Source organism: Grimontia sp. NTOU-MAR1, from assembly GCF_035758505.1.
Lineage (GTDB): Bacteria > Pseudomonadota > Gammaproteobacteria > Enterobacterales > Vibrionaceae > Enterovibrio > Enterovibrio marinus.
Genome location: NZ_CP142108.1, coordinates 2391176 through 2415744, shown reverse-complemented (window position 1 = coordinate 2415744; position 24569 = coordinate 2391176). Strand labels below are relative to the sequence as shown.

The following is a 24569-nucleotide window of genomic DNA, read 5'->3' as shown; positions in this document are numbered from 1 at the left end:
ATGGCTGGTAAATAGCAGTTAATCATTATTAACAGCCTGAAACAACTTGGGTTGTTTTTAGATCTGACTGTAGACGTCGTGAATAAAAAAACGCCCTTTCGGGCGTTTTTTGTGCATGAAATGTTTCACTCTTTGTGAGGTAGCGCAAGCTTGAGTGCTTCGCGTGAAAGGCTGTTGGCAGCACCGGATTCGTTGAGCTTTTCCAAGGTGTCTACCAACCAGGCGTAATCGGTCACGTCTGGGCGGATTTCCAGCGCTTTTTCAAAATGGGTTCGAGCTTCAGCCCATTTCCCTTCGCGGAAGTAAAGTTGGCCTAATGCACTATGGGTCACCGGGTTATTCTCGTTGTAGCGCAGCAGATCCTGAAGCTTGAGAATGGCTGGGTGATAGTCAGGCAGCTTCAGCTCAGGCACCAGAGAAATCAGGGTTTCATCCGGGTGTTTTTTCAGGTTCTCACGCAGAATGATGTAAGCCTCTGAGTCTGCGTGACGTGAAATCAGCTGCTGCACCAGACAGGCAATCAGCTTAGGTTGCTGACGCGCTGCACGACTGAGGCTGTTCCAGTGTGCAAGAAGGCCATCGCTGCCTTTTTGGGTCGCAATGTGCGCCATCAGACCACACTCGGCTCTCTGCTCCAGATTTTCCGCTTCACTGTTAGTCACGGCTTTCACGCGCTTCAGTGAGGGCATCAGGCGGATCAGTGCCTGCCAGTCCTGAAGTTGCAGGTAAGTGTCTTTCAATAGGTTCAGCAGAATCGGGTTGCGCGGATTGGCATCAACCAAGCCTTGTAGGCTGGCCAGTGCTTCCTCATATTGACCTTGGCGAAACTGCAGTTTGGCACGGGTCAATGAGGTCGCTAAGCGATCTGTCCCGAAGTCTGCCGCCTGTTGGAGGTAACGGTCTCGACTGTCGACGTCACCACGGCCCTGTGCAGCTTCTGCCGCTGCGAGGTAATTCAGCAAGGGTGCATCGCTGTGAGCTGCCCCTTTCATTACCAACTTCTCGGACTGTTTCCAGTCGCCTTCTAGTAGTTTCAGGAGACCATCATTAGTCAATGCCCGGGCTTTCTTGCTCTTGCGGCCGGAAAACCAGCCGCGGGTGGAGCTTGAAAGCGAGAAGAGCTTACGTATGAGCCACTCAAGGATAAACAGCGCAGCAAACGCGAAGACCACCAGAATAATGAGGGTAGAGACACTCATCTCGATGGTTTGGTTGGCCGCTGAAATCAGCACATAACCCTGATTACCCGCCAGATCCGGCCCGACAATCAGGCCTGCAATAAGCGCGATAACCAGCAGGAGAATTTTAATCATTGGTTATTCTCCCCGGTTTGTTTTGGCGCCAAATTACGGCGAAGGCGGTCAGTCAGCATGTCGCTAATAAGCGCCTGGCTTTTCAATGCTTCAGGGTAGCTGACTTCAATAGTCTGCTGGCTGAGGTTGGTGAGGGTAGCGATAAAACTCTTGGTGATATCTGCGTCCTGATTGTAGAAGCGCTCAGCCCATGCTTTCGCGGTTTTCAACGATTCTGCATATAGACGTCCATTCTCGCGATATACCGAAGTCACCGCCTGATCCAGTTTCGCCTTGAGGTTTTCCTGCAGGTAGAAAGTCTGCGCTGGTGTTAGCAGCGGCACCACATTACCTTCACGTTTGCGATACGTGATGAACTCACTGACGAAATCACTGAATGAGGCTTTCAGGTTTTGTTGCCAGTCATCCACATTACCGGAGACCTGCTGCGGCGCCACTTCTTCTGCTTCGGGCATAATGGCATTTGCCAGCGGCAGTTTATCCACTTCCTGCTGCAGCGAGTTTAAGCGAAGTACGATACCGTCGCGGTCAATGCGCTTCACGGCTTTCAGTTGTTGAATGTCTTTTGCCATCGCCTGGCGGATTGGGGTCAGTGAAGGATCATTCAGCTCGGCAATACGTTGATCTGCGTTTTGCATCAGCGTGGTTGCCGTCAGCACATCGTGTTCCAGCCACAGCTTACGCGCCGCCTGATTCACCAGATAATCCGCTTCGGCTAACAGCCAGTCATTCGGACGCCGGCCTTTCACGTCAGCTAGCGCGGATTGGAGGCTCTTTATCGTCGTATCCTGTTGAGTAATCAGTACTTGAGTATCTTGTACGGCTTGCTTCACTGCTTCCTGACTTTGCTTTTCGCTGTCAGCCAGGGCGGATTTTAGAGCGCTAATTTCACTTGTTAGTGCAGAGATATTAGCGGTGAGTTGCTGGCTTTGTTGATGACCGTGGTAGTAAAGACCACCGCCGAGTGCGATCACTAATAAAATGGCAACAATAGAGAGCTTGCTGCCACTATTTTTCTCTTTGGCCACCTGGGGGGGTGGAGTGTTATTGTCGCTCGCCGGCGTATCAGCAGGCTTGGATTTTGCAGCAGACTTGTCGGTCGCGGAAGGCTTACCACTTTGCTTGGAAGACGATGGCGTTTCCTTGCCGGTAGGGGATGCTGGCGCCGACGTGTCTTTATCCGTGCCTGATATCTTATTGTTGTCTGTCATCCGAATGTCCCGAGTTAATCATCTCGTTTAACGCGTGAAACAGGGCGTGATTGGAGGCGCTGTTTACGCATCTAATTGCATTAAAACCAAGGCCAATTGCTTGATTATAAATCCGTTTACTAGGCACCAGTATATGGCATTCTCGTAACCATTGCTGGTCACTCTCTGAGATTGTCTGGCACAAAAGCGAAAGTTGTTCACCGCTGGTGATGACCATAGTGTCGACATTTTCCGCCCGCCATTGCGTAGCTAGTGATGATAGGGGCTCACTGGTCCAATGTCGTTGATAGGCTTCAAAATAGCGCACCTTGGCACCGAGATTTGTTAGGGTATCGCCCAAAAGTGCTCGTCCACCGTTGCCACGCAGGATCACCACCTGGAGATTCTCTGGATTTTCAAAGACGGACAAGGACAACATGCCTTCACTATCTTCCGTCGTTGGTTGGGTGACCTTCACACCGCCTTTCGCTCTCCAGACTTGCGCCGTTTTTTCTCCGACTGCGACATAATGCAGATCGTCACGCCAAGCGGTGTTTTCGTCCTGAATTTGTTGGTTGGCGTATTCAATCGCGCGGGGACTCACCGCCACGACAGCGCTATATGGTGGAAGTGTATTAAGACTATGAGCCAGTGAGGAGAGGTCATTTCCTGCAGAAAAAGACAACAAAGGCGCGGGAAGCGCCTTTATTCCTGATTGGTTCAGCGTTTCGGCAAGTTCATAGCAGGCGGGTGCGGGGCGCACCACCAGTACGGTCATACTTCGTCCTGATACAGTTTTTCCAGAATCACGCGCGCACCATCTTCAAGCAGCTGTTCAGCAAGGCCAGTACCCAGCTCTTCCGCTTTTTCGAGCGGGCCTGTCACTTCACCACTGACGATTTTGCTGCCGTCCGGCTCGCCTACCAGTGCGCGCAGATGGATTTGGTCACCGTGGATTTCTGAGTAGCTACCAATGGGCACCTGACACCCGCCCATCAAGCGGTTGTTCATTGCACGTTCACACAGCACGCGGTAGGTGGTGTTGGCATCCGCCAACGGCTCCAACAGCGCTCGAACACGTTCATCATCCAGACGGCATTCAATACCGATCGCACCCTGGCCAACTGCTGGCAGAATTTCTTCCGGCTCAATTTCATTGCGGATACGTTCGTGCAGGTTTAGGCGTTTCAGACCTGCTGACGCAAGGATGATGGCGTCGTATTCACCGTTATCCAGTTTACCAAGACGGGTACCGACATTACCGCGCAGATCTTTCACCACTAAGTCCGGGCGCATGGCACGTAACTGACACTGGCGGCGAAGACTCGACGTACCTACGACTGCGCCTTTCGGCAGTTCGCTGATGCTGGCGTAGTTGTTGGAGACAAAGGCGTCACGCGGGTCTTCACGTTCACAGATAGTGACAAGGCCAAGCCCTTGAGGGAACTCTACCGGCACGTCTTTCATTGAATGGACCGCAATGTCTGCACGGCCATCCAGCATTGCCTGTTCCAGTTCTTTTACAAACAACCCTTTTCCGCCAACTTTTGCCAGAGGTGTATCGAGAATGATGTCGCCTTTGGTCACCATAGGAACCAGTTCCACCGCTAAACCTGGATGGGTTTCTTCCAGTGCGGCTTTAATAAATTCGGCTTGCCACAGGGCGAGCGGGCTTTGGCGAGTAGCGATGCGGATGGGTGTTGAAGTCATAGTTACGTCCATTTGATTTGATTACGCTAATCCTACCACCCCTTGTTATTTCTTGAGAACTTCAGGTGCAGAGATAAAAAGGTGCGAATCTACGCGGCTTCGGCTATTATGATGTGACATGGATCATATTATTAGGGCGATTCACAGGGGTAAAACCCAACGTGCTTCACCTTATTTCGAATCAAATTTGAGATAAAGCGTTGTCTCTCTCACAGTTTTGTTCATATAGTAAGCAAAGTGACGTAAAAATGATGAGTCATTGCTCGCTTTACGCTCCAAAGAAAAACTGTTAGATTGATCACGTTTTTATCCATGGGCAACGAAGTCTCTTTGATTCTGCTCCCATTTCGTTGACTAGGATGTCGGCAACTTTGGATGTTTATCTTGCAAAACTATGTTGATCAGCAATTAGAGCGTCTTAATGCCTTCAACCACGTTAGGTTGGAGCGCGCCCGAAGCGCTATGCACTCTCAGGCCGTTAACGTCTTTAACGTATTGCCTGCCTTGCTGCACTTTAACCATCCTGCGGTCCCTGGTTATCTCGAGCGTAATGTCGTTCATGGTATTTGTAATTTCTCTCTCTCTACCGTCCAGCAAGATTTTATCAACGATTGTGCCCTCACACTGAATACCCCTTCACCAGCCAAGCCATTCTCCCAAGAGCATCCTATTAAAGGCCTGTTTTCTATGGGGAGTACCGCATCGATGGGTCAAAGCCTTTCCAGTGATCTGGATATTTGGGTCTGTGTACAGGATTGGGTGGGGCATGATGAGCGTGACATGCTTGACGCCAAATGTTCACTGATCTCCGACTGGGCGATGTCTCAGGGTGTGGAAGTGAACTTCTTTGTGATTTGCGAGCAACGTTTCCGCCAGAACATGGCGCAGGCGATGACCACGGAAAACTGTGGCTCGACCCAACATTATCTTCTACTTGATGAATTTTACCGCTCCGCCGTGCATCTGGCTGGACAGCATCTTCTTTGGTATCTGGTACCTCCAGAGATGGAAGGTTGTTACGAAGATTACGTCGGGGAGATGATTGCCAGTGGTGCCATTGAGCGCAACGACTGGGTGGATTTTGGCGGCCTGCCTTCGATCCCGGCTGAAGAATACTTCGGCTCTAGCCTCTGGCAACTGTATAAAAGCATCGATTCACCGTATAAGTCGGTACTGAAAGCAATCTTGCTTGAAGCTTACTCTTGGGAGTACCCGGGAACCCAGCTTTTGAGCGTCGACGGCAAACGCCGTTTCTTCTCTGGCATGTTGGACGTTTATCAGTCTGACGCGTATTACCTTATGCTGGAGAAAGTGACCCGTTATCTTGAGCGTATCGATGACCACCGCCGTCTTGATCTGGTGCGCCGCTGCTTCTACCTCAAAACCCACGAGAAACTAACCCGTGAGCCTGGCCCAGGTTCTGTGCCATGGCGTCGAGAAGTACTGTGTATCCTAACCCGTGAATGGGGCTGGTCACAGGAAGACATCGCGCGGCTGGATAATCGCCGTAACTGGAAAGTGGAAGAGGTTAAAGAAGCACATAACGAGCTACTTGAAGCCTTGATGCTGAGCTATCGAAACCTTATCCGTTTCGCGCGCCGCAATGACATTACTTCTGCTATCAGCCCTGAAGATATCAGTATTCTGGCACGTAAGCTCTATGCTGCTTTTGAGGTATTACCGGGTAAAGTAACCTTGCTTAACCCGCAACTGTCTCCGGATTTGCATGAAGCGGACCTGAGCTTTATTCAGGTGACGGAAGGTCGCAGTAATCCGCCGGGTTGGTATCTGTATAAACAATCATTGAAGCCAGTGGAAATCATTGGCCGTTCGCCGCTCGAACATAACCGCTACCTTTCAAAGCTGGTGGCATGGGCGTATTTCAATGGCCTTTTGACTGAATCTAGCCGCCTGCATTCCGTGGCACGTAACAGCAAGGTCGACATCGACAAGCTTTACCAACTGGTCAGTGACCTTCGTAACACCTTCTCTGTACGTCGTCCGCAGCCTTCACTGCAGGCGCTGTCGAGCCCTTGTGAAGTGCGTAAGCTGGCGTTGTTTATCAACCTTGAAAACGACCCAACCACAGAGCTTAAACAGCCTGCGGTGCGTTTCGATTTCAAAAACACGGATATTTTCAGCTATGGTGCTGAGCAGCAGTGTTTGGTTGGCAGTGTCGATTTGGTTTACCGCAATAGCTGGAACGAAGTGCGTACCCTGAACTTCAAGGGTGAAAACGCGATTCTTGACGTATTGAAAACTTTGCTGGGTAAAATGCATCAGGATGCCATTCCGCCAGAGTCGGTGGATGTGTTCTGCTATGCAGGCAAGATGCGTGGTTTGATTCGTAACCTAGTTTACCAACTGGTTGCAGAATGCATCGACATGCGCCTGAAACCAATAGATCAGGAGAAACGTCGCCGATTTAAAGCGATTCGAGTCGCGGACCAAACCTTTGGCTTATTCTTTGAGCGTCGCGGTGTGTCAGTCCAGAAACTCGAAAACTCCGTCGAGTTCTACCGTTCCATTTCGACCAACAAGGTTCACGGCTCACCGATAGTGGTATTGGACAAAGACGCCGATATTCATCCGCCGGAAGTGGTTGACGCATACGCCAGTGAAGGTCTTATCCAGTTCTTCTTTGAAGATTGTAACGACGGCTTCCACATCTATGTGTTGGATGAAAATAACCGCGTGGAAGTTTACCGTCAGTGCAGCGGTGACAAAGAGGAAATGGTGCAGGGTGTGAACCGTTTCTACACCTCAGCACAGGAAACAACGAACTTTGGCGGTAAAGCGGTGAACTTCAATCTGCCGCAGTTTTACGACATCATTCACCAGGCTGATGGTCGCGCTCAAGTGATTCCTTACAAGAGTGACCGCCAATGGCAACGTGCTGATGCGAATACTGACGCTGCCCAATACGCGTCCCGCTGATTAATCTCGAATAAGAAAGGCTGGCACCAGTTGCTGTCAGCCCTTCTTGATGCACCTTCAGATAAAGTTGCTTTCTACCAATCCACACTCTCGCCAGCGTGTTTGGAACATTCTTGCTTCACCATGTCCATAAACTCGATACCACTTTTGCTGCACAGCCATTTGTCGTCCTGATAGCTGAAATGGAAGCCGCCTGAGCGTGATGCCAACCAAATCTCTTTCATCGGCTCCTGGCGGTTGATGATGATCTGGCTGCGGTCTTCAAAATCCAGTGTCAGCACATTGCCATTCGTTTCGTAATCGATATCCGCGCCACTCTCGTCGATGCCGTCTTCAATCGCCATCCATTGTTCGTCAACCAGTTCATGGTATTGGCTTGTGTTCATTCTTAGTCGTCCTATTGCTTTTCAGTGCGTTGATGCGATTATAGAGGGCATTAACTTTTAGATCACTGGCATAAATGATGCGATTAGCCCTGAAACTTGCCGCACTGGCAACAGTAGCCCTGATTTCGGCATGCGGTCAGCAAGGACCTCTCTACTTTCCTGAAGATATACCCGCCCAAAATGAGCAGGTAAATCCGGAAACGCCGCAGGATACTCAGGAATCTACTCAGCCATAAAACTTTGGACAGGGAAGGACAACGTTGGACTACTTCAATTATCAGGATGACGGGCAACTTTGGGCAGAAGAGCTGCCACTGGCGCAGCTTGCAGAACAATATGGTACACCGCTTTATGTTTACTCGCGTTCGACGCTTGAGCGTCACTGGCATGCGTTTGATAAAGCTGTGGGTGACCACCCGCACCTGATTTGTTATGCCGTGAAGGCAAACAGCAACCTTGGCGTACTGAATGTATTGGCGCGTCTGGGATCAGGCTTTGACATCGTTTCTCAGGGCGAGCTGGAGCGGGTATTGGCGGCTGGCGGTGACCCGAAGAAAGTGGTGTTTTCTGGCGTAGGTAAAACCGAGCCGGAAATGGCGCGCGCGCTGGAGCTCGGTATTAAATGCTTCAACGTCGAATCAGAAGCCGAGCTTGATCGCCTGAACAAAGTGGCGGGCGAGCTGGGGAAAGTGGCACCAATCAGCCTGCGTATCAACCCGGATGTGGATGCCAAAACCCACCCGTATATTTCTACCGGTCTGAAAGAAAACAAATTTGGTATCGCGTTTGATAGAGCTCGTGAGGTCTATCAGTATGCCAATAGCCTGCCACATCTTTCTGTACATGGTATTGACTGTCATATCGGTTCACAGCTGACGGAGTTGGCACCGTTTATCGAATCAACCGATCGCCTGCTGGCGCTGATTGATGCCTTGGGACAGGATGGCATTGCTATCGATCACCTTGATGTAGGCGGTGGTCTGGGCGTAACTTACAGCGATGAGAAGCCACCAGAGCCGTCTGACTATGCGAAAGCCTTGCTTGATCGTTTGTCGAACCATCAGGAGATTGAACTGGTGTTTGAGCCTGGTCGCGCGATTGCCGCCAATGCAGGTGTGTTGCTGACCAAGGTTGAGTTTCTCAAGCATAATGAGCAGAAGAACTTTGCCATCATCGATGCAGCGATGAACGACTTGATCCGCCCTGCGCTTTACCAGGCTTGGCAAGACATTGTTCCTGTGCAGCCACGTCAGGGTGAAGCCAAAACTTATGATTTGGTTGGTCCGGTATGTGAAACTGGCGATTATCTCGGTAAAGATCGCTCTTTGGTGCTCGAAGCGGGTGACCTGCTGGCGGTGCGTTCGTCAGGTGCCTACGGCTTTGTGATGTCGTCGAACTACAACACCCGCTGCCGCGCGGCAGAAGTGATGGTAGATGGCGACCAATCCCACTTGGTGCGTCAGCGTGAGCCGCTGGAATCCCTGTGGGAATTCGAACAGGTACTGCCTGAGTAAAAGGATCCGGATGCAGATACAATTTTCCAAAATGCATGGTCTCGGCAACGATTTTATGGTCGTTGACTGTGTGACGCAAAATACATACTTCTCTCCGGATATGATCCGCCGTCTGGCGGACAGAAATACCGGCGTGGGGTTTGATCAGCTGTTGGTGGTTGAGCCACCGTATGATCCGGAAAGTGACTTCCATTACCGGATATTTAATGCTGACAGCAGCGAAGTGGAGCAGTGCGGCAATGGTGCGCGCTGCTTTGCCCGTTTTGTGCGGATGAAAGGGCTGACCAACAAAAACCAAATTCAGGTCAGCACCAAAGGCGGCAAGATGATACTCAAGATGGACAGTGACGAACTGGTTACTGCCAATATGGGTGAACCTATTTGGGCGCCGTCTAAAATCCCCTTCCGCGCAAACGCTGAAGAAAAAACCTATATTTTACGTGTAGAAGATAAAACCCTGTTTGTGGGCGCGGTCAGTATGGGCAACCCGCATTGCGTCACCGTGGTCGATGACGTCGATACCTATGACGTGGAAGGCCTAGGTCCGCTGGTGGAATCCCACGAGCGTTTCCCTGAGCGTGTTAACGCTGGCTTTATGCAGGTGGTGTCGCGCAACGAAATCCGTCTTCGCGTTTACGAGCGCGGTGCGGGCGAAACTCAGGCGTGTGGCAGTGGTGCTTGTGCAGCAGTCGCTGTGGGTATTTTGCAGGGGTTGCTTGATGAGTCGGTAAAAGTGTATCTGCCGGGCGGCGAGCTGAAAATCCGCTGGAAAGGCTTGGGACATCCGCTTTATATGACGGGCCCAGCTTCACACGTATATGATGGACAGATAACAGTATGACGGAGCTTTCCAAGCTCAAAGGGCCACTGGCTGAGGCATTGACCGAAGAAGCCGTGGCCGCTTTTCTGAAAGACAATCCAGATTTCTTCAATCGCCAGCCTGAACTGGCGGCACAACTGAGAGTGCCTCATGCTGAGCGTGGTGCGGTATCTCTGGTGGAAATCCAACTCGGCCGTTTGCGTGAGCGCGTGGTCGAGCTTGAAGAAGACATTACCCAATTGATGAGCATCGCGGCAGGTAATGAGAACCTGTTTCGCGCTTTTTCTCATGCGCACAAGGCGCTGTTTGTGGCAGAAAGTGAAGACGATATTCACAAAGCCTTGCGAGAGCTAGCCAACTCACTGCACTTGGTTGTGAACCTTCGTCTCTATAACGGTGTACACCATCCATTGCACCGCAAGAGTGTGGATGCGGTGAAAGCCGCGCATTTCTGCGGTCAGCGCATCTACCTTGGTAGATTACGCAAAGTCGATGGCGACCATTTCGTTACTCAAGCCCCTGAACTCGGCTCTTATGCGTTGGTTCCAGTGTTTAAAGGCAAAGAGCTCGGTTTCCTGACTTTTGCCAGCCAAGATGGCGGTCACTTCCAGCCAAGCATGGATACCCTGTTTGTCGAACAGATCGCCGAGCACATCGCCATCCTCCTCACCAAATGGCAGGCGAACGAATGAGTTTGCCTGCCAGCATCGAAAAACCGCTGGCGCGATTCTTTGATTTCATGATCCGTGAGCGGGGCTTAAGTCGCCATACCGAAAATAATTATCGCCAACAACTGACCGCCAGTGCAGAGTTCCTGGTGGGTGCAGGCGTGACCAAGTGGCAGGATGTCGATGCCGCCTGGGTGCGCCAGATTGCCGCTCAAGCTAAGCGCGAACGTCTGAAAGCGGGCAGCATTGCGCTTCGCCTGTCAGCACTTCGTAGCTTCTTTGATTTTATGGTGTCAGACGGCGCACTGGCGGCGAATCCCGCGAAAGGCGTCGCAGCGCCCAAGCAAGGTCGCACGCTGCCAAAGAACCTTGATGTCGATGAAGTGAATCAGTTGCTGTCGGTGGATGCAGATGACCCATTAGCTGTCCGCGATCGCGCCATGATGGAGCTGATGTACGGCGCAGGACTCCGTCTGTCAGAGCTCATTGGTCTTAACGTTCGCGATGTGGCGATGCGAAAGGGTGATTTACGTGTCATCGGTAAAGGCGACAAAGAGCGCGTTGTGCCTTTTACCGGTATGGCGAAAGAATGGCTGTTCAACTGGCTGAAAGTACGTAACCAACTGCTTAAAGGGCCGGAAGATGCCCTTTTCCTATCGAAGCTGGGAAACCGAATCTCTCCACGCAGCGTGCAAAAACGTATGGCGGAATGGGGACAGAAACAGGCGGTCAGCAGCCATATCAACCCCCACAAATTGCGTCATAGTTTTGCTACGCACATGCTGGAATCTTCCGGTGACTTGAGGGCAGTGCAGGAGCTTCTGGGCCATGCTGACCTCTCTACCACTCAGGTCTATACCCACCTCGATTTCCAGCATCTGGCTAAAGTGTACGACGCCGCCCACCCTAGAGCACGTAAGCGTAAAAACGACGACTAACCGTACTACTCACTGTAAGGAGCGCGCATGAAGTTCTATCGTCGCTGGCAACCTGTCTCTGCCATGACGTTTGATTTGGATGACACCCTGTATGACAACCGGGTAGTGATTATCCGTGCAGAGCAAATGTTGCTGGATTGGCTGGAAGCGCGTTGTCCTGCGATGGTCAATTTTGACTGGCCGCAGTGGCAGATGATGCGCGCAGAAGTGATTGCAGCGAATGCCTCGCTGGTGGGGTTTGTCACCGAAATCCGTCGTGCCCAACTTACCTTGGCAGCTTTACGTTGCGGCCTGAGTGAGACTGACGCCAAATCTCTCGCCGATGATGGTGTAGCGTTTTTCCTTCATGAGCGCAGTAATTTTACTGTTCCGGAAGACGCGATGCAGATTATTGGTGAATTGGCTGAGCGCTATCCGCTGGTGGCGATCACCAACGGGAATGTTGATTGCGACAAGCTGAGCCTGACGCCGCTGTTCAAACACGTGCTTCAGGCAGGGCCGGACGGTGCAGCGAAACCTGACGGCGCACTGTTTACCAAGGCGCAATCCATCCTGAATATTCCCGCAGATACCATTCTCCATGTTGGCGATCACCTCAAAGCCGATGTACGCGGGGCAAAACTGGCCGGCTTTAAAGCGTGTTGGTTTAACGACACAAAAACGCCGCTGACATTGCAGCGGCGCGCTTCGTTACTGCCGGATGTGGAAGTTTCCGACCTTTCCGAGCTGCTCGCACTCAGTTAGTTACGGTTCTTCAACCAGTTATCGACCGCAGCCATGCCTGGCCCCCAAATCATGGTGACGAGTAGCATCACGCCCCACATCTGGTGGTCGAAAAAGCCTTTTGGCCACAGCGCCGGATAAGACACCACGGCAACAATGTTAAACGCAAACAGGGCAAAAGCGGCTGGGCGGGTGAGCAAGCCAAATGCAAGGAAGATAGGCAAAATAAGTTCCGCCGCCGTACCGAGGTAGGCCGCCATTTCCCAAGGAAGAAACGGTACCTGATATTCGTATTCGAACAGGAACAGGGTGCTATCCCAGCTGGCAATTTTGGTCTGGCCGGATTTGAAAAATACCCAGGCTACCCAAAGGCGGCTAACCAGCAGAAGAACCGGAACCAAAGGCTTAAGCGCAGATTCCATCAAGTCGTCGATTTTATTGATCACAGCGAACATGTGCGATTTCCTTTTTCTTGTTAATCACCGGCCAGTGCAAAGCTGCTGAATACACCGCGTTGCATGGCGCCGGAAATGTGTGGCAAAAGCTCGGGGTCAATCTCCCCAAACGCGAAATCTTTGCAAGCGAGTATCAGCGAGGCTTCTTCATCGCTCATAGTGGTGACACTGATCCCTTCGTCATCTTTCTGCACCAACAGGGCTTCTGGACTCATCAAATCAAGCTGATTCAAGGCTTCCTCATCCTGATTGCTGACCGCTTGCCAAAGTGTGGCGATAGCGAAGTCACTTTTCATCACAGCGGAAGCCGGAGAAAGCGTCAGCTGAATACGCGGAAAATCTTCCAGTGGTACTTCTGATAAGGCCTCGACCGGAAAAGCCTCAGGCAATGGCGCTCTGTTCACGCATTGGATATGCCATTCAATCTCAGCGATATCTGCCAGATACGGCACGGCTTCGATGATGTTGGGCAGCGCGTGAATGGTGTCAGCAAACCCGGCGCCATAGCGATCGGCGCAGGCGTTATCCATGGTGGTGCCAAGTACGTGGTGACGGGCAATGGCCTGAAAGCACTCTTCACCCACCAGAGCATTGGCGACGGGGTAAATGTTCTCGAGGCATTCAGTCAGGGTCATCACAAAGTTGTTGCGGTAAACCTGTATCAGCGCTTCAGGCTCTGTCACGCCTTCTGCAACAGGTAAATCGTGTGACTCATAATGCAGGGCATCGCGAAATTGATGCTGCAGCGAAGCAAGGCTAGGTGCGCTCATGATGCCTCCTTCACGGATGGCGAGAGGGCTTTGACGATGCGATCGGCTTTTGCTGCTTCACCGAGTAAAACGTCCGGCGTGGGGATATCGCGATCCCATTCAATCAAGGTATGGCGCGCGCCGTGCTCGGCAATCCATTTTTCATAAAGCGACCACACAGGCTCAGACACGGGTTGGCTGTGAGTATCAATCCAGACTTCCCCTTCGTCTAACTGCTTCACGGTAAAGCCGGCCAGATGAATTTCCTGTACCCACTCAGGATTAATTGCCGCGAGGTAAGTGTCGGTATCAAAGCCATGATTGAAGGCGCTGACATGAATGTTATTCAGATCGAGTAATAAACCACAGCCAGTGCGCCTCGCCACTTCGGCGAGAAACTCCCACTCAGGAATGGTGGAGTGACTGAAACTTAAGTAGCTCGATGGGTTTTCGACCAGCATCTGGCGGCTCAGATGATCTTGCGTCGCGTCGACATTGCGGCAAAACACCTCCAGCGCTTCTTCTGTATACGGCAGAGGCAGCAGGTCATTGAAGTATTCGCCGTCGACCGAACTCCAGCTTAAATGGTCGGAAACAAAGAGGGGGTCGAGGGTGTCGACCAGATGTTTCAGCTTGCCAAGGTGGTGCTTGTTCACAGGATCGACAGACCCCAGTGACAAACCTACACCGTGGCAACTGATGTCATAGTGGCGCCGCAGCGTGTGCAGCGCCTCAAAGGCCTTAGAATGCGGCAGGAAAAAGTTCTCGCTGTGTACTTCTAACCATCCGATATCCGGGGAATGATTAAGAAAGTGATCGTGGTGTGGCTGTCTCAGTCCAACGCCCACCCAAGGAGATACCTTTTCCATACCGGGACCCTTTAGTGCCAATTAAGACGAAGTGGTTGAACCGCCAACCAGACGCTCACACAGACCTTTTGGTACGACAACGAATGCATCAGTTTGTGAGTCTTTAGTAGATGTACCTGCACAAGAGCTGTTGTTCGTTGCACAGTCGTTTTTACCGGCTTTCACTACGCCGTAGCATTTTTCTTTCTCTGCTGCTTGAGCGGGAGTAGCTGTCAGGGTAGTTGCACCGACAGCAAGAAGACTAGTAACAGCAGCAGCGACAGCAAAATTGGTCTTTTTCATGGTAGTTCCTCTCTTTACAGACTTTCGTCATCAAGATAATCAATAAGTTAATTGGGAAGACCCCTGTGGCACTGTTGATTACTCAGTGCTCTTCCAAAAGGATAGGTGTCTCGCCCAAAAACTTTCGCAATCACGGTTATTTTTTGTGCTTAATTTTCGACTAAGAGGCCAGTCTAGGTATAACCTCATGAATTTTATGATTTAAAAATAACGGATTTTTTTAGGGAGAGTATGGGAGACAGTAAAAGCCCAGCATGCTTTGTATCTAAGAGGTGAAGCGTATGGAATGGACTCGGATTCAAAAAGCAGACGAAGGCCAAGCTGCGACATGCATCTTGGGGTGATTTGGGTATATAATCCTCAACCAGTGTATAAATAACCAGTGAATGAACGATGGACGTATCCCACCTGATTGACGGTCTGAATGACAAACAACGCGAGGCGGTGGCCGCTCCGCTTGGCAACTATCTGGTTCTGGCCGGCGCAGGCAGTGGTAAAACACGGGTACTTGTTCACCGTATTGCTTGGTTAATGCAGGTTGAGTATGCCTCGCCATTTTCGGTGATGGCCGTCACCTTTACCAACAAAGCTGCTGCTGAAATGCGTGGGCGCATTGAGAAATTAATGCAGGGTACAGCTTCCGGTCTTTGGTGTGGTACTTTCCACGGTTTGTGCCACCGTATTCTCCGCGCCCATCATCTGGATGCGAACCTGCCACAGGACTTTCAAATTCTGGACTCAGACGATCAACAGCGTCTGCTTCGTCGCCTGATCAAAGCGCAGAATCTGGATGAAAAACATTGGCCTGCGCGTCAGGCTTCTTGGTATATCAACGCCAAGAAAGACGAAGGCCTGCGCCCGCATCACATTGATGCCCAGTTTGATCCGGTAGAGAAAACCTGGCTGCGTGTTTACGCTGCCTATCAGGAAGCGTGTGACCGTGCAGGCCTGGTGGATTTTGCGGAATTGCTGCTCCGTTGCCACGAGCTGCTACGTGATAAAGAGCATATCCGTGAGCACTATCAAGCGCGTTTTCAGCACATTCTGGTGGACGAGTTTCAGGATACCAACAACATCCAATATGCCTGGCTGCGTATGATGGCGGGCAACAGTGCCAAAGTGATGATCGTAGGTGATGATGACCAGTCCATCTATGGTTGGCGCGGCGCCAAAATCGAGAACATTTCCCGCTTCCTGCAGGATTTCCCAGCGGCGGAAACTATTCGTCTTGAGCAGAATTACCGCTCGACTGGTAACATCCTGAAGGCGTCTAACCACCTGATTGAAAACAACGCCGAGCGCATGGGCAAGAGCCTGTGGACGGAGGGTCAGGAAGGTGAATTAATTTCTGTATACAGTGCGTTTAATGAGTTAGATGAAGCCCGTTTCGTGGTGGGCAAAATCAAAGCCTGGCAGGACGAAGGCGGTGCGCTGAATGACACTGCGATTCTATACCGCAACAACGCCCAATCCCGTGTGCTCGAAGAAGCTCTTATCCAAGTGGGCCTGTCATATCGCATCTATGGCGGTATGCGATTCTTCGAACGTCAGGAAATCAAAGATGCGCTGGCATATCTGCGTATGATTGGTAACCGTTTTGATGATGCGGCTTTCGAACGTGTGGTCAATACGCCAGCGCGTGGTCTTGGCGATCGCACACTCGAAACCATCCGTCTTGCTGCACGCGATCGTGGTGCAACTATGTGGGAAGCGAGTAACCAGCTACTTGAAGAGCAGGTGTTGGCAGGCCGCGCGGCAAACTCACTGCGCCGTTTTGTCGAGCTGGTGAATGCACTTGAAGATGACACCCGTGAAATGGCGCTATTCCAGCAAACGGACTACGTGATTCAGCACTCTGGTCTTCGCGCTATGTACGAAGCAGAGAAAGGTGAAAAAGCGCAGGCACGCATTGATAACCTTGAAGAACTGGTCACCGCAACCCGTCAGTTTGAAGTACCAGAAGAGGTGCAGGAAGAAATGTCGCCACTGTCGGCGTTCCTCTCTCATGCCGCGCTTGAAGCCGGTGAAGGTCAGGCCGATGAGTTTGACGATGCGGCGCAGCTGATGACACTGCACAGTGCCAAAGGCCTGGAGTTCCCAATGGTGTTCATGGTGGGTGTGGAAGAAGGCATGTTCCCAAGCCAGATGTCGGCTGAAGAAGCCGGAAGATTGGAAGAAGAGCGTCGCCTTTGTTACGTCGGCATGACACGTGCGATGAAAAAGCTCTATATCACCCACGCGGAAATGCGCCGTGTCTACGGTAAGGACATGTTCCACAAAGCGTCGCGATTTATCCGTGAACTGCCAGAAGATTGCCTGGAAGAAGTGCGAATGCGCGCGAAAGTATCGCGTCCTGCTTCAGCAAGTGGGCGCTTCTCACAAACCCAGACCCAAGAGAACTTTAACCAGACCGGATTCTCGCTTGGACAGCGTGTGCAGCACCCGAAATTCGGTGAGGGAACCATCATAAACTTTGAAGGAAGCGGTCAACAGAGCCGGGTGCAGGTGGCCTTTAACGGAGAAGGCATCAAGTGGTTGGTGACTCAATATGCCAAGCTTGAAGCAATGTAATTCGGGTTTAGAGCAAAAAAGGAAGGGTGGCATTGAGCCACCCTTTCTGTCTTTGGCGTGCCGATAATTAGGATTAAGCAGGCGTGCCCCAGACACTGGCCAGATCGCTGATGAGCGATTCACTCGCGCCAGCGCCTGTCAGGTGCTTCAAAATCACAGGCGCGAATTTCTGCACCATGCCTGAGTCCATTCCCAGCATATTGAACACTTTGCCTACTGACTCCATGTTAGACAGGTTGCTGCCCAAATCATCCGGGATCATGCTGGTTAGTGAATCCATACCCGGTACCATTTTCAGCAGCTCGCTACTTTGGTTTTCCCCTAGCGTTTGGTAAGCCATCGCCAGCAGAGCACCGGTACCACCTGCCGCTTGTTTGTCGTTGACCCCGAGGTCAGTCGAAAGCAATTCTGTCAGCGGGTTGCCCGCTGTTTCGCTGCTTACGCCTTCCAATAGGTTCGACGCTTCTTTCTCGGCACTGCCAAGCAGGCTACCTAAGTCGGTCGCCTGCGCCGGGATACTCGCTGCACCCAAAAGGGTACACAGCGCAATCATATTCACTTTACGCAACATTCTTTGCTCCTGGCCTCAATCCGCCACAACTAAACCCTCGCGCCTTGGGTCGGCTCCGCCTACCAAGGCGCCACTGTCTATAACGATACCGTGGATACCCGAGGTTAAGTCACGAATATTGACCTGATATCCCATTGCTTCAAGCGCAGGCTTGAAACTTTCTGCGTCCGTCCCGGCTTCAAGATCGTAAGTGCCAAAACGGTTTACAAGGTGAGGTAGGTCGATGGCAGATTGGATGTCTAGACCCCAATCGAGGTGTGCGACCAAGGTTTTAGCCACGTAGCCAATGATGCGGCTACCGCCCGGTGAGCCAACAGCCATGTAAGGTTTGCCATCACGCATCACGATGGTCGGCGACATGGATGAGCGCGGGCGCTTACCCGGTTCAACGCGATTGGCAATCGGGTAGCCGTTGGCGTGGGTTTTGAACGAGAAGTCTGTGAGCTCGTTGTTGAGCAGAAAGCCTCGTGTCATCAGGCGCGAGCCAAACCCGTTTTCGATGGTGGTGGTGATAGAAACGATATTGCCGTCTTTATCCACAATCGAGAAATGGCTGGTGGAGGGCAATTCAATAGACTCGTCATCGGCAAGTTTTGGTGTAACGCTGGCGTGGCTGAAATTGGGCTCACCCGGGCTAACTTCTTTCATGGCACCTTCCGCTGGGATCAGCTCGGCGCGGGCTTTGAGGTATTCCGGAGCCAGCAGGCCTTCGGTTGGCACTGGCACAAAGTCGCTGTCGGCGATGTAGCGGCCGCGATCTGCAAACGCCAACCGTGAGGCATCACCAATCAAGCGCCAGCTTTCCGGGTTGTCTTTACCCAATGATTTCATCGGGAAGTGACTCAGAACCCCCAAAATTTGTCCTACCGTGATACCACCTGACGTTGGCGGCCCCATGCCACAAATACGGTACTGGTGGTAAGGCGCGCAGACAGGTTTACGCTCCACAATGCGGTAATCCGCCAGATCTTCTTTACTCAAAATACCGGGATTACCTGCGGCGTTTTGTACCGTCGCCACAATGTCGTCGGCAATCTCACCTTCGTAGAAATTGTCGATATCCTGAGCGACCAGTTTTAAGGTGTTGGCATATTCCTGATTGACCAGTCGGAGACCAACGGTCAGAGGGTTGCCGTTATCGTCAAAGAAATACTGATAGGTGGATGGATAACGGCGCAGTCTGTCGGCATCACCTTCAATCAGGCCAGCCAGGCGGGGGGATACTTCAAAGCCGCTCTCGGCAAGTTCGATGGCTGGCGTCAGCACTGCACGCCAAGAAAGGTTACCGAATTTGGCGTGTGTGTCGTGCATCAGGCGAAGGGTACCCGGTGTGCCGACAGAGCGCCCACCGACCACAGCATCATAGAACTTCAGCGGCTCGCCATTTTCATTTTGAAACAGGGTCGGAGTGGCATCTTTTGGTGCGGTTTCGCGTCCATCAAACGTGGTGAGTGCCTGTGTATCACTATCCCAATACACCAGCAGTGCGCCACCGCCAATGCCGGAGCTTTGTGGCTCGACTAAACCCAATACTGTTTGAACTGCCACCATGGCGTCGATGGCATTGCCACCTGCACGCAACATGGCCTCACCGGCTCTGCTGGCATGGGGGTTGGCAGAAGCTACCATCCACTCTTTGCCTTTAACGGCTTTGCGCATCACGCTGCCGGTCGCAAGCTCAGGTGCAATCGCATCTGTGGTTTGGCCTTCCGATGTGGCAGCGGCAGGAAAAGTGAGTGTAAGGCTGAGTGCCAGCGTGGAAAGAAATAGGGTAGGGTGTTTTTTCATTGTAATTCCTTTTAACGCCCAAAGAGTTGGACTTTGAGTATAGTCCGCAAAAGGAAGAGAAGAGTGTCGGATTATCGAGGCAATAAGTCTAATTTTTCCCGATGTAGCAGCAAGATAGCGTGAGGTCTTTTAGGAAATAAAAACGGCACCTCGACGTGCCGTTTTAAATGCTTAGCGATTCGCTCGCTGTTTATTTCGCTGTCTCACTGCATCGAAAGTAAAGATCGCGAGTGCCGTCCAGATAAAGGCAAAAGTGGTCGCCTTATCTGTCGTAAACGGTTCGTTATAGAGGCCAACGGCCAACATGAACATCATGGTTGGGCCGATATACTGAAAAAAGCCCAATGTCGAGAGACGCAATTTTGTCGCCGCCCCGTTAAAGCAAAGCAGTGGCAATGTCGTCACCACACCTGCAGCTATCAGAAGTAGGTTCAACCCCCAACTGTTTTGCATCATGTCTGAGGTGCTGCTGCTGGCGATAAACAAAATATAAATTAGTGACACCGGCATCAGCACCAGGGTTTCAATGAAAAGCCCGGTAGCAGCATCAACGTTGATCTTCTTACGCAGTAGACCGTAACAGCCAAAGCTGCATGCCAGCACAAGTGCAACCCAAGGCAAAGAACCAAAGGTGATGACTTGAATGGCCACGCCGAGAAATGCCAGGGTTACGGCAACCCATTGTAGCTTTCTGAAACGCTCACCAAGGAAGAACATTCCAAGTACCACATTGATCAGTGGGTTGATGTAGTAGCCGAGACTGGCATCGAGCATCAGGTCATTTTTCACCGCCCATATGAAGATCAGCCAGTTGGCGGCGATCACTACAGCAGTAATCGTCAGAAGACCAAGACGTTTCTTGTCTTTCAACAGCAATTTTACGCGTGCGAGGCCGCCACTGGCATGAAGAATGAGGGCCAGGAAGAAAAAAGACCAAATTACGCGGTGCACTAAGACTTCCATTGGTGGCACATCAGTCAGAGCCTTAAAGTAAAGCGGAGCCACGCCCCACATGGTATAAGCGCCCAGCGCTAGCATGACGCCGCGGCGGGTTTGTTGCGCATCATTCACTGCGAAATCTCTACATCTACAAACGCTAAAGAGCAAAAACCGCCTGATGGCGGTGCGTGCAGCGAAAAATAAAGGTTTGATGTGGGTTTTTCCGGTTAAAGTCCAGCATACACATCATATATAAAAGTTTTTGCTGCTTTGGCCAGTATATGGACTTCCCTTTTTGAAGCACACCTTTTCTGTTGAGAAAAATTGAACTGACAGTTCGTCGTCGTTGACCTTTTATCCATGCTCCGCTGCGTTTAGAATGAGCGGCTACTACATGATGAGAGGCTCTATGACCGTTACCGATTCGGCCGAAATGACACCACCACTGGCGCACGACGAAACTGTTCTGCAGGAAGTGTTCGGCTATCACAGTTACCGCGACGGTCAGAAAGAAATCATTGATGCCGCTGTTGGCGGGCGTGATTCATTGGTGATCATGCCAACAGGCGGTGGCAAGAGTCTCTGTTATCAGATCCCTGCGTTGGTTCGCGATGGCCTCACCATCGTGATCTCGCCGCTGATCTCCTTGATGAAAGATCAGGTTGATCAATTGCTTGCAAACGGCGTGCAGGCAGCATGTCTTAATTCTTCGATGAATCCAGATGAGCAATCGGCTACGTGGCAATCGCTGCGCAATGGCTCGCTCAAGCTGTTGTATGTATCGCCAGAGCGTATTCTGATGCGTGATTTCATCGAACGCCTCCAAGTCGTGAAGCTAGGTCTGATCGCGGTCGATGAAGCACACTGTATTAGTCAGTGGGGACACGACTTTCGCCCTGAGTATGCCCAGCTTGGCAGCTTGAAACAGCATTTCCTTGATGTACCTGTGATGGCGTTGACTGCGACGGCAGATGACACCACGCGTCAGGACATCTGCCAGCGTCTGGCTCTCAAAGACCCGCACATTTATCTCGGCAGTTTTGACCGCCCGAATATCCGCTATACCTTGGTGGAAAAGCACAAGCCTCTTGCGCAATTGACACAGTTTCTGTCAACCCAGTCCGGCCAGAGCGGTATTGTTTACTGCAACAGCCGTAAACGTGTGGAACAGGTGGCGGAAAAGCTCATCGGCAGCAACATCCGCGCCGCGGCTTACCATGCTGGCATGACCAACGAGCAGCGCGCCTGGGTTCAGGAAGCGTTCCAGCGTGATGACGTGCAGATAGTGGTCGCTACCGTGGCATTCGGTATGGGTATTAATAAACCCAATGTGCGTTTTGTTGTGCATTACGACATTCCGCGAAATATTGAATCCTATTATCAGGAAACGGGTCGCGCCGGGCGTGATGGTCTGCCTGCGGAAGCGGTGATGTTTTATGACCCGTCGGACATTGGTTGGCTGCACCGATGCTTGGAAGAAAAACCGGATGGTCCGCAAAAGCGGGTAGAAAGCCACAAGCTCAATGCCATGGGCGCATTTGCCGAAGCGCTGACTTGTCGCCGTCTGGTACTGCTGAATTACTTCGGCGAGTATCGCGAGAAGCCATGCGGCAACTGCGATATCTGCCTTGACCCTCCCACGCTGTTTGATGGCACCGAGCAAGCGCAAAAAGCCTTGTCCTGTGTATACCGCGTGAACCAGAATTTCGGTGTGAGCTACACAGTCGAAGTGCTGCGTGGGATGCAGAATCAGCGTATTAAGGAACACGGACACGAGAAACTTAGCACCTATGGTTTGGGGAAAGAATTCAGTCATGAATATTGGGTCAGTATATTTCGCCAGCTTATCCACCGCGGCTATCTCGTGCAGAATATCGCCCGCAGCTCAGTGTTGCAGTTAGCCGAAGAAGCGCGTCCGTTGCTCCGTGGGGAGATTGCCCTTGAGCTTGCGGTGCCGAGGCTGGGGCTTTCGCCACGTAGCAAAGCTGACAAGCTTGGTAAGCGTAACTACGACAAGAAACTGTTTGCCAAGCTTCGCAAGCTCCGTAAAGCGATTGCGGATGAAGAAGATATCCCACCATACGTGGTCTTCAACGATGCCACCTTAATTGAGATGGCGGAGATGATTCCAACCTCACAAGGTGAGCTGCTGGCGGTGAACGGTGTGGGTCAGCGTAAGCTCGAAAAATACGGCAACGTATTCCTCGATGTGATTGAAGACCATATCACTCTCAATGACGATGAAACGAGTTATGTATAACCTAACCTTCCGCCTTTCTCATTACGACAGCGAAGCAGGTCGTCTGGTGCTGGCTGCAGATACGCTGGATTTTGACAACGCCGAGAAACATCTGATGGCGTTTTGCCAACTGATTGATGCTAAGGTCACTGAAAAACAAACCGATGCGGATTTACTGAGCTGGCTTATCGACTTTGAAGGTGTGGCATTTATGCTGCGTGCAGAGCATTACAGCGCCAGCGTGTGGCTGGAAAAGTTAAGCGCAGAGGGTGACGAAGAGCTCGCCTTTATGAACAACTGGCTGTCGAAACAGCTTGGCTAATCTTCGCCTCGAATTTCGCAATTTGTAGCAGTTGGCATTCGCCGGAATTGATGTATAATTCGCCACCTTCATAGGAGCCAGATCACAGAATCTGGTGAGTTGGTAATTTGGGTTCCCTCGCCCCCAATGACAAAAAGGTTCACAATGAGCACTTTTACGCCCGCGCAACAGCGCAAAGCCCTCTCTTTCCTGGTGGTTTTCCATCTGGTTATCATAGCATCCAGTAACTATCTGGTTCAGCTGCCATTTACCGTTTTCGGGTTTCACACCACTTGGGGTGCGTTTACTTTCCCGTTCATTTTTCTGGCGACTGATCTAACTGTTCGCATCTTTGGTGCGGGCCTTGCGCGCAGGATCATTCTCGCGGTCATGGTGCCGTCGTTGCTGATCTCTTATGTACTGTCGGTTCTTTTCTACCAAGGCGAATATCAGGGACTGGGTCATCTGACTGAGTTTAACCTGTTCGTTGCACGTATCGCTGCAGCAAGCTTTATGGCTTACCTGCTGGGACAAATCCTCGATATCCATGTGTTCAACCGTCTGCGCCAAACCAAGCAATGGTGGGTGGCACCAAGCTGTTCAACGCTGTTTGGTAACGCGATTGATACCCTGGCGTTCTTTGCGATTGCTTTCTACAACAGCCCGGATGCGTTTATGGCGGAGAACTGGGTGGAAATCGCGCTGGTCGATTACGCATTTAAACTGGTGATTAGCTTAGGCTTGTTCGTTCCGATGTACGGTGTGCTGTTGAACTACATTGTCAGCCGCATTACCTGTGTGAACGAAGCCATTGAAACCAAACTGGTTTAACCGCGAAATAAACGCAGAATATTGAGGGAAAGAGAGCTGGTCGAAAGACCGGCTTTTTTATGTCCTATCTCCAAGCGCTATAATCGAATCACGAGCGTCTTGGCGCTGACTATTTCAAGGAATTTCTCATGATCATTCGAGAAGGCACGCTGGCGGAAGCTGTAAACGTGCTCAGCCAGATTGATGAGTTTGCCCATCAGGAAACCCTAGCGTCGTTAAAAAAACGTATTGGTGATAAGCCCTCACTGGTATTGGTTGCTGATATCGACGGCGAACTTTGTGGCGTTAAAATTGGTTATCAGTTAGATAACGAGTGTTTTTACAGTTGGCTGGGTGGTGTCACTAAAGCCGGTCGTCGACATGGTATCGCACAGGCGTTATTGCATGCGCAGGAGCGTTGGGTGTCGAAGCATGGGTATACCAGCCTCAGGGTAAAGTCCCGCAACTGCTTTGCGGGCATGCTGTGTTTGCTGCTTAACAATCACTACCAGATCGAACATTTGGAGAAAAAAGAGGCATTAGCGAAATATCGCCTCCATTTTGTGAAGAAAATCACACCTGTGGCATGAAGACAAAAAATAACCAAAATACCGCTTGCTAAATAGTAATGAGAATGATTATTATTTGTCTTGTCCGAGGGCAAGTGGGAAACTTACTTTCGGACACACGACATTGCTCACATTGCTTCCAGTATATGTTTTTGCATGAAACTGCTTACGTTGTGCAGTTGACCCTGATGCAGGCGACGCTTTTGCTCAAAGCGTCGCTTTTTTCT

Annotated in this window: 24 protein-coding genes; 12 read left to right on the top strand and 12 right to left on the bottom strand. The window is 51.3% G+C overall.

Annotation, left to right across the window (positions count from 1 at the left end):
• Positions 1–125: 125 nt before the first annotated feature.
• Genes VP504_RS11025 through hemC form a run of 4 tightly spaced genes read right to left on the bottom strand, consistent with a single transcriptional unit; the run spans position 126 to position 4213 of the window.
• Entirely contained in the window at positions 126–1313 is a 1188-nt protein-coding gene (locus VP504_RS11025) for a heme biosynthesis HemY N-terminal domain-containing protein (RefSeq protein WP_325891200.1), read from the bottom strand.
• On the bottom strand, positions 1310–2524 hold the full coding sequence (locus VP504_RS11020; RefSeq protein WP_325891199.1) for a uroporphyrinogen-III C-methyltransferase: 1215 nt from the start codon (positions 2522–2524) through the stop codon (positions 1310–1312). The genes VP504_RS11025 and VP504_RS11020 overlap by 4 nt, the downstream gene beginning before the upstream one ends.
• Positions 2508–3281 (bottom strand): uroporphyrinogen-III synthase, encoded by a 774-nt coding sequence (locus tag VP504_RS11015; protein WP_325891198.1) that lies wholly within the window; start codon positions 3279–3281, stop codon positions 2508–2510. The genes VP504_RS11020 and VP504_RS11015 overlap by 17 nt, the downstream gene beginning before the upstream one ends.
• Positions 3278–4213, bottom strand: a complete 936-nt coding sequence (gene hemC, locus VP504_RS11010; RefSeq protein WP_325891196.1) for a hydroxymethylbilane synthase — start codon at positions 4211–4213, stop codon at positions 3278–3280. The genes VP504_RS11015 and hemC overlap by 4 nt, the downstream gene beginning before the upstream one ends.
• Before the next feature lie 375 nt (positions 4214–4588).
• On the opposite strand from hemC, the gene VP504_RS11005 reads away from it, so the two are divergent.
• On the top strand, positions 4589–7150 hold the full coding sequence (locus tag VP504_RS11005; RefSeq protein ID WP_325891194.1) for a class I adenylate cyclase: 2562 nt from the start codon (positions 4589–4591) through the stop codon (positions 7148–7150).
• Positions 7151–7224: 74 nt separating this feature from the next.
• Here the strand turns inward: VP504_RS11005 and cyaY are convergent, their stop codons facing one another.
• On the bottom strand, positions 7225–7536 hold the full coding sequence (gene cyaY / locus VP504_RS11000; protein WP_325891192.1) for an iron donor protein CyaY: 312 nt from the start codon (positions 7534–7536) through the stop codon (positions 7225–7227).
• 74 nt (positions 7537–7610) lie between these two features.
• Between cyaY and lptM the strand changes: the two genes are divergently transcribed.
• Genes lptM through VP504_RS10970 form a run of 6 tightly spaced genes read left to right on the top strand, consistent with a single transcriptional unit; the run spans position 7611 to position 12220 of the window.
• On the top strand, positions 7611–7772 hold the full coding sequence (gene lptM / locus VP504_RS10995) for an LPS translocon maturation chaperone LptM (protein WP_084387693.1): 162 nt from the start codon (positions 7611–7613) through the stop codon (positions 7770–7772).
• A 24-nt stretch (positions 7773–7796) separates the two neighbouring features.
• Positions 7797–9050, top strand: a complete 1254-nt coding sequence (gene lysA / locus VP504_RS10990) for a diaminopimelate decarboxylase (protein ID WP_325891191.1) — start codon at positions 7797–7799, stop codon at positions 9048–9050.
• A 10-nt stretch (positions 9051–9060) separates the two neighbouring features.
• Complete coding sequence (dapF, locus tag VP504_RS10985; RefSeq protein WP_325891190.1) at positions 9061–9891, top strand: diaminopimelate epimerase; 831 nt, start codon at positions 9061–9063, stop codon at positions 9889–9891.
• Positions 9888–10562: a DUF484 family protein gene (locus tag VP504_RS10980; protein ID WP_325891189.1), complete on the top strand. Its 675-nt coding sequence runs from the start codon at positions 9888–9890 to the stop codon at positions 10560–10562. Before dapF ends, VP504_RS10980 begins: the two co-directional genes overlap by 4 nt.
• Positions 10559–11476, top strand: coding sequence for a tyrosine recombinase XerC (gene xerC / locus VP504_RS10975; protein WP_325891188.1), 918 nt, complete (start codon positions 10559–10561; stop codon positions 11474–11476). The genes VP504_RS10980 and xerC overlap by 4 nt, the downstream gene beginning before the upstream one ends.
• Positions 11477–11503: 27 nt before the next feature.
• Entirely contained in the window at positions 11504–12220 is a 717-nt protein-coding gene (locus VP504_RS10970; RefSeq protein WP_325891187.1) for an HAD-IA family hydrolase, read from the top strand.
• Here VP504_RS10970 and VP504_RS10965 read toward each other — a convergent pair.
• From VP504_RS10965 to VP504_RS10950, 4 genes are read right to left on the bottom strand one after another with little or no spacing between them, the layout of a single operon-like run.
• A complete protein-coding gene (locus VP504_RS10965) occupies positions 12217–12654 on the bottom strand; it encodes a DoxX family protein (RefSeq protein WP_325891186.1) in 438 nt (145 codons plus the stop codon). The genes VP504_RS10970 and VP504_RS10965 overlap by 4 nt on opposite strands.
• A 20-nt stretch (positions 12655–12674) precedes the next feature.
• Positions 12675–13424, bottom strand: coding sequence for an HvfC/BufC N-terminal domain-containing protein (locus VP504_RS10960; protein ID WP_325891185.1), 750 nt, complete (start codon positions 13422–13424; stop codon positions 12675–12677).
• The gene (bufB, locus tag VP504_RS10955) at positions 13421–14272 is read right to left on the bottom strand and encodes an MNIO family bufferin maturase (protein ID WP_325891184.1); all 852 of its coding nucleotides are present in this window, start codon (positions 14270–14272) and stop codon (positions 13421–13423) included. Before bufB ends, VP504_RS10960 begins: the two co-directional genes overlap by 4 nt.
• Before the next feature lie 21 nt (positions 14273–14293).
• Positions 14294–14554 (bottom strand): BufA1 family periplasmic bufferin-type metallophore, encoded by a 261-nt coding sequence (locus VP504_RS10950; protein WP_325891183.1) that lies wholly within the window; start codon positions 14552–14554, stop codon positions 14294–14296.
• 393 nt (positions 14555–14947) lie between these two features.
• Between VP504_RS10950 and uvrD the strand changes: the two genes are divergently transcribed.
• A complete protein-coding gene (gene uvrD / locus VP504_RS10945; protein ID WP_325891182.1) occupies positions 14948–17125 on the top strand; it encodes a DNA helicase II in 2178 nt (725 codons plus the stop codon).
• Between the two features lie 73 nt (positions 17126–17198).
• Here the strand turns inward: uvrD and VP504_RS10940 are convergent, their stop codons facing one another.
• The 3 genes from VP504_RS10940 to rarD all read right to left on the bottom strand — a co-directional run bounded on the left by VP504_RS10940 (position 17199) and on the right by rarD (position 20555).
• Positions 17199–17696, bottom strand: coding sequence for a DUF2780 domain-containing protein (locus tag VP504_RS10940; RefSeq protein WP_325891181.1), 498 nt, complete (start codon positions 17694–17696; stop codon positions 17199–17201).
• A gap of 15 nt (positions 17697–17711) precedes the next feature.
• The gene (gene ggt / locus VP504_RS10935) at positions 17712–19484 is read right to left on the bottom strand and encodes a gamma-glutamyltransferase (RefSeq protein ID WP_325891180.1); all 1773 of its coding nucleotides are present in this window, start codon (positions 19482–19484) and stop codon (positions 17712–17714) included.
• A 171-nt stretch (positions 19485–19655) separates the two neighbouring features.
• A complete protein-coding gene (rarD, locus tag VP504_RS10930; protein WP_325891179.1) occupies positions 19656–20555 on the bottom strand; it encodes an EamA family transporter RarD in 900 nt (299 codons plus the stop codon).
• 277 nt (positions 20556–20832) lie between these two features.
• On the opposite strand from rarD, the gene recQ reads away from it, so the two are divergent.
• The 4 genes from recQ (at position 20833) to VP504_RS10910 (ending at position 24363) form a co-directional block, all read left to right on the top strand.
• Positions 20833–22683 (top strand): ATP-dependent DNA helicase RecQ, encoded by a 1851-nt coding sequence (gene recQ / locus VP504_RS10925; protein ID WP_325891178.1) that lies wholly within the window; start codon positions 20833–20835, stop codon positions 22681–22683.
• Positions 22676–22984 (top strand): DUF3630 family protein, encoded by a 309-nt coding sequence (locus tag VP504_RS10920; protein WP_325891177.1) that lies wholly within the window; start codon positions 22676–22678, stop codon positions 22982–22984. The genes recQ and VP504_RS10920 overlap by 8 nt, the downstream gene beginning before the upstream one ends.
• A 144-nt stretch (positions 22985–23128) precedes the next feature.
• Complete coding sequence (locus VP504_RS10915; protein WP_325891176.1) at positions 23129–23794, top strand: 7-cyano-7-deazaguanine/7-aminomethyl-7-deazaguanine transporter; 666 nt, start codon at positions 23129–23131, stop codon at positions 23792–23794.
• 128 nt (positions 23795–23922) lie between these two features.
• Entirely contained in the window at positions 23923–24363 is a 441-nt protein-coding gene (locus VP504_RS10910; protein WP_325891175.1) for a GNAT family N-acetyltransferase, read from the top strand.
• The last annotated feature ends 206 nt before the right edge of the window (positions 24364–24569 follow it).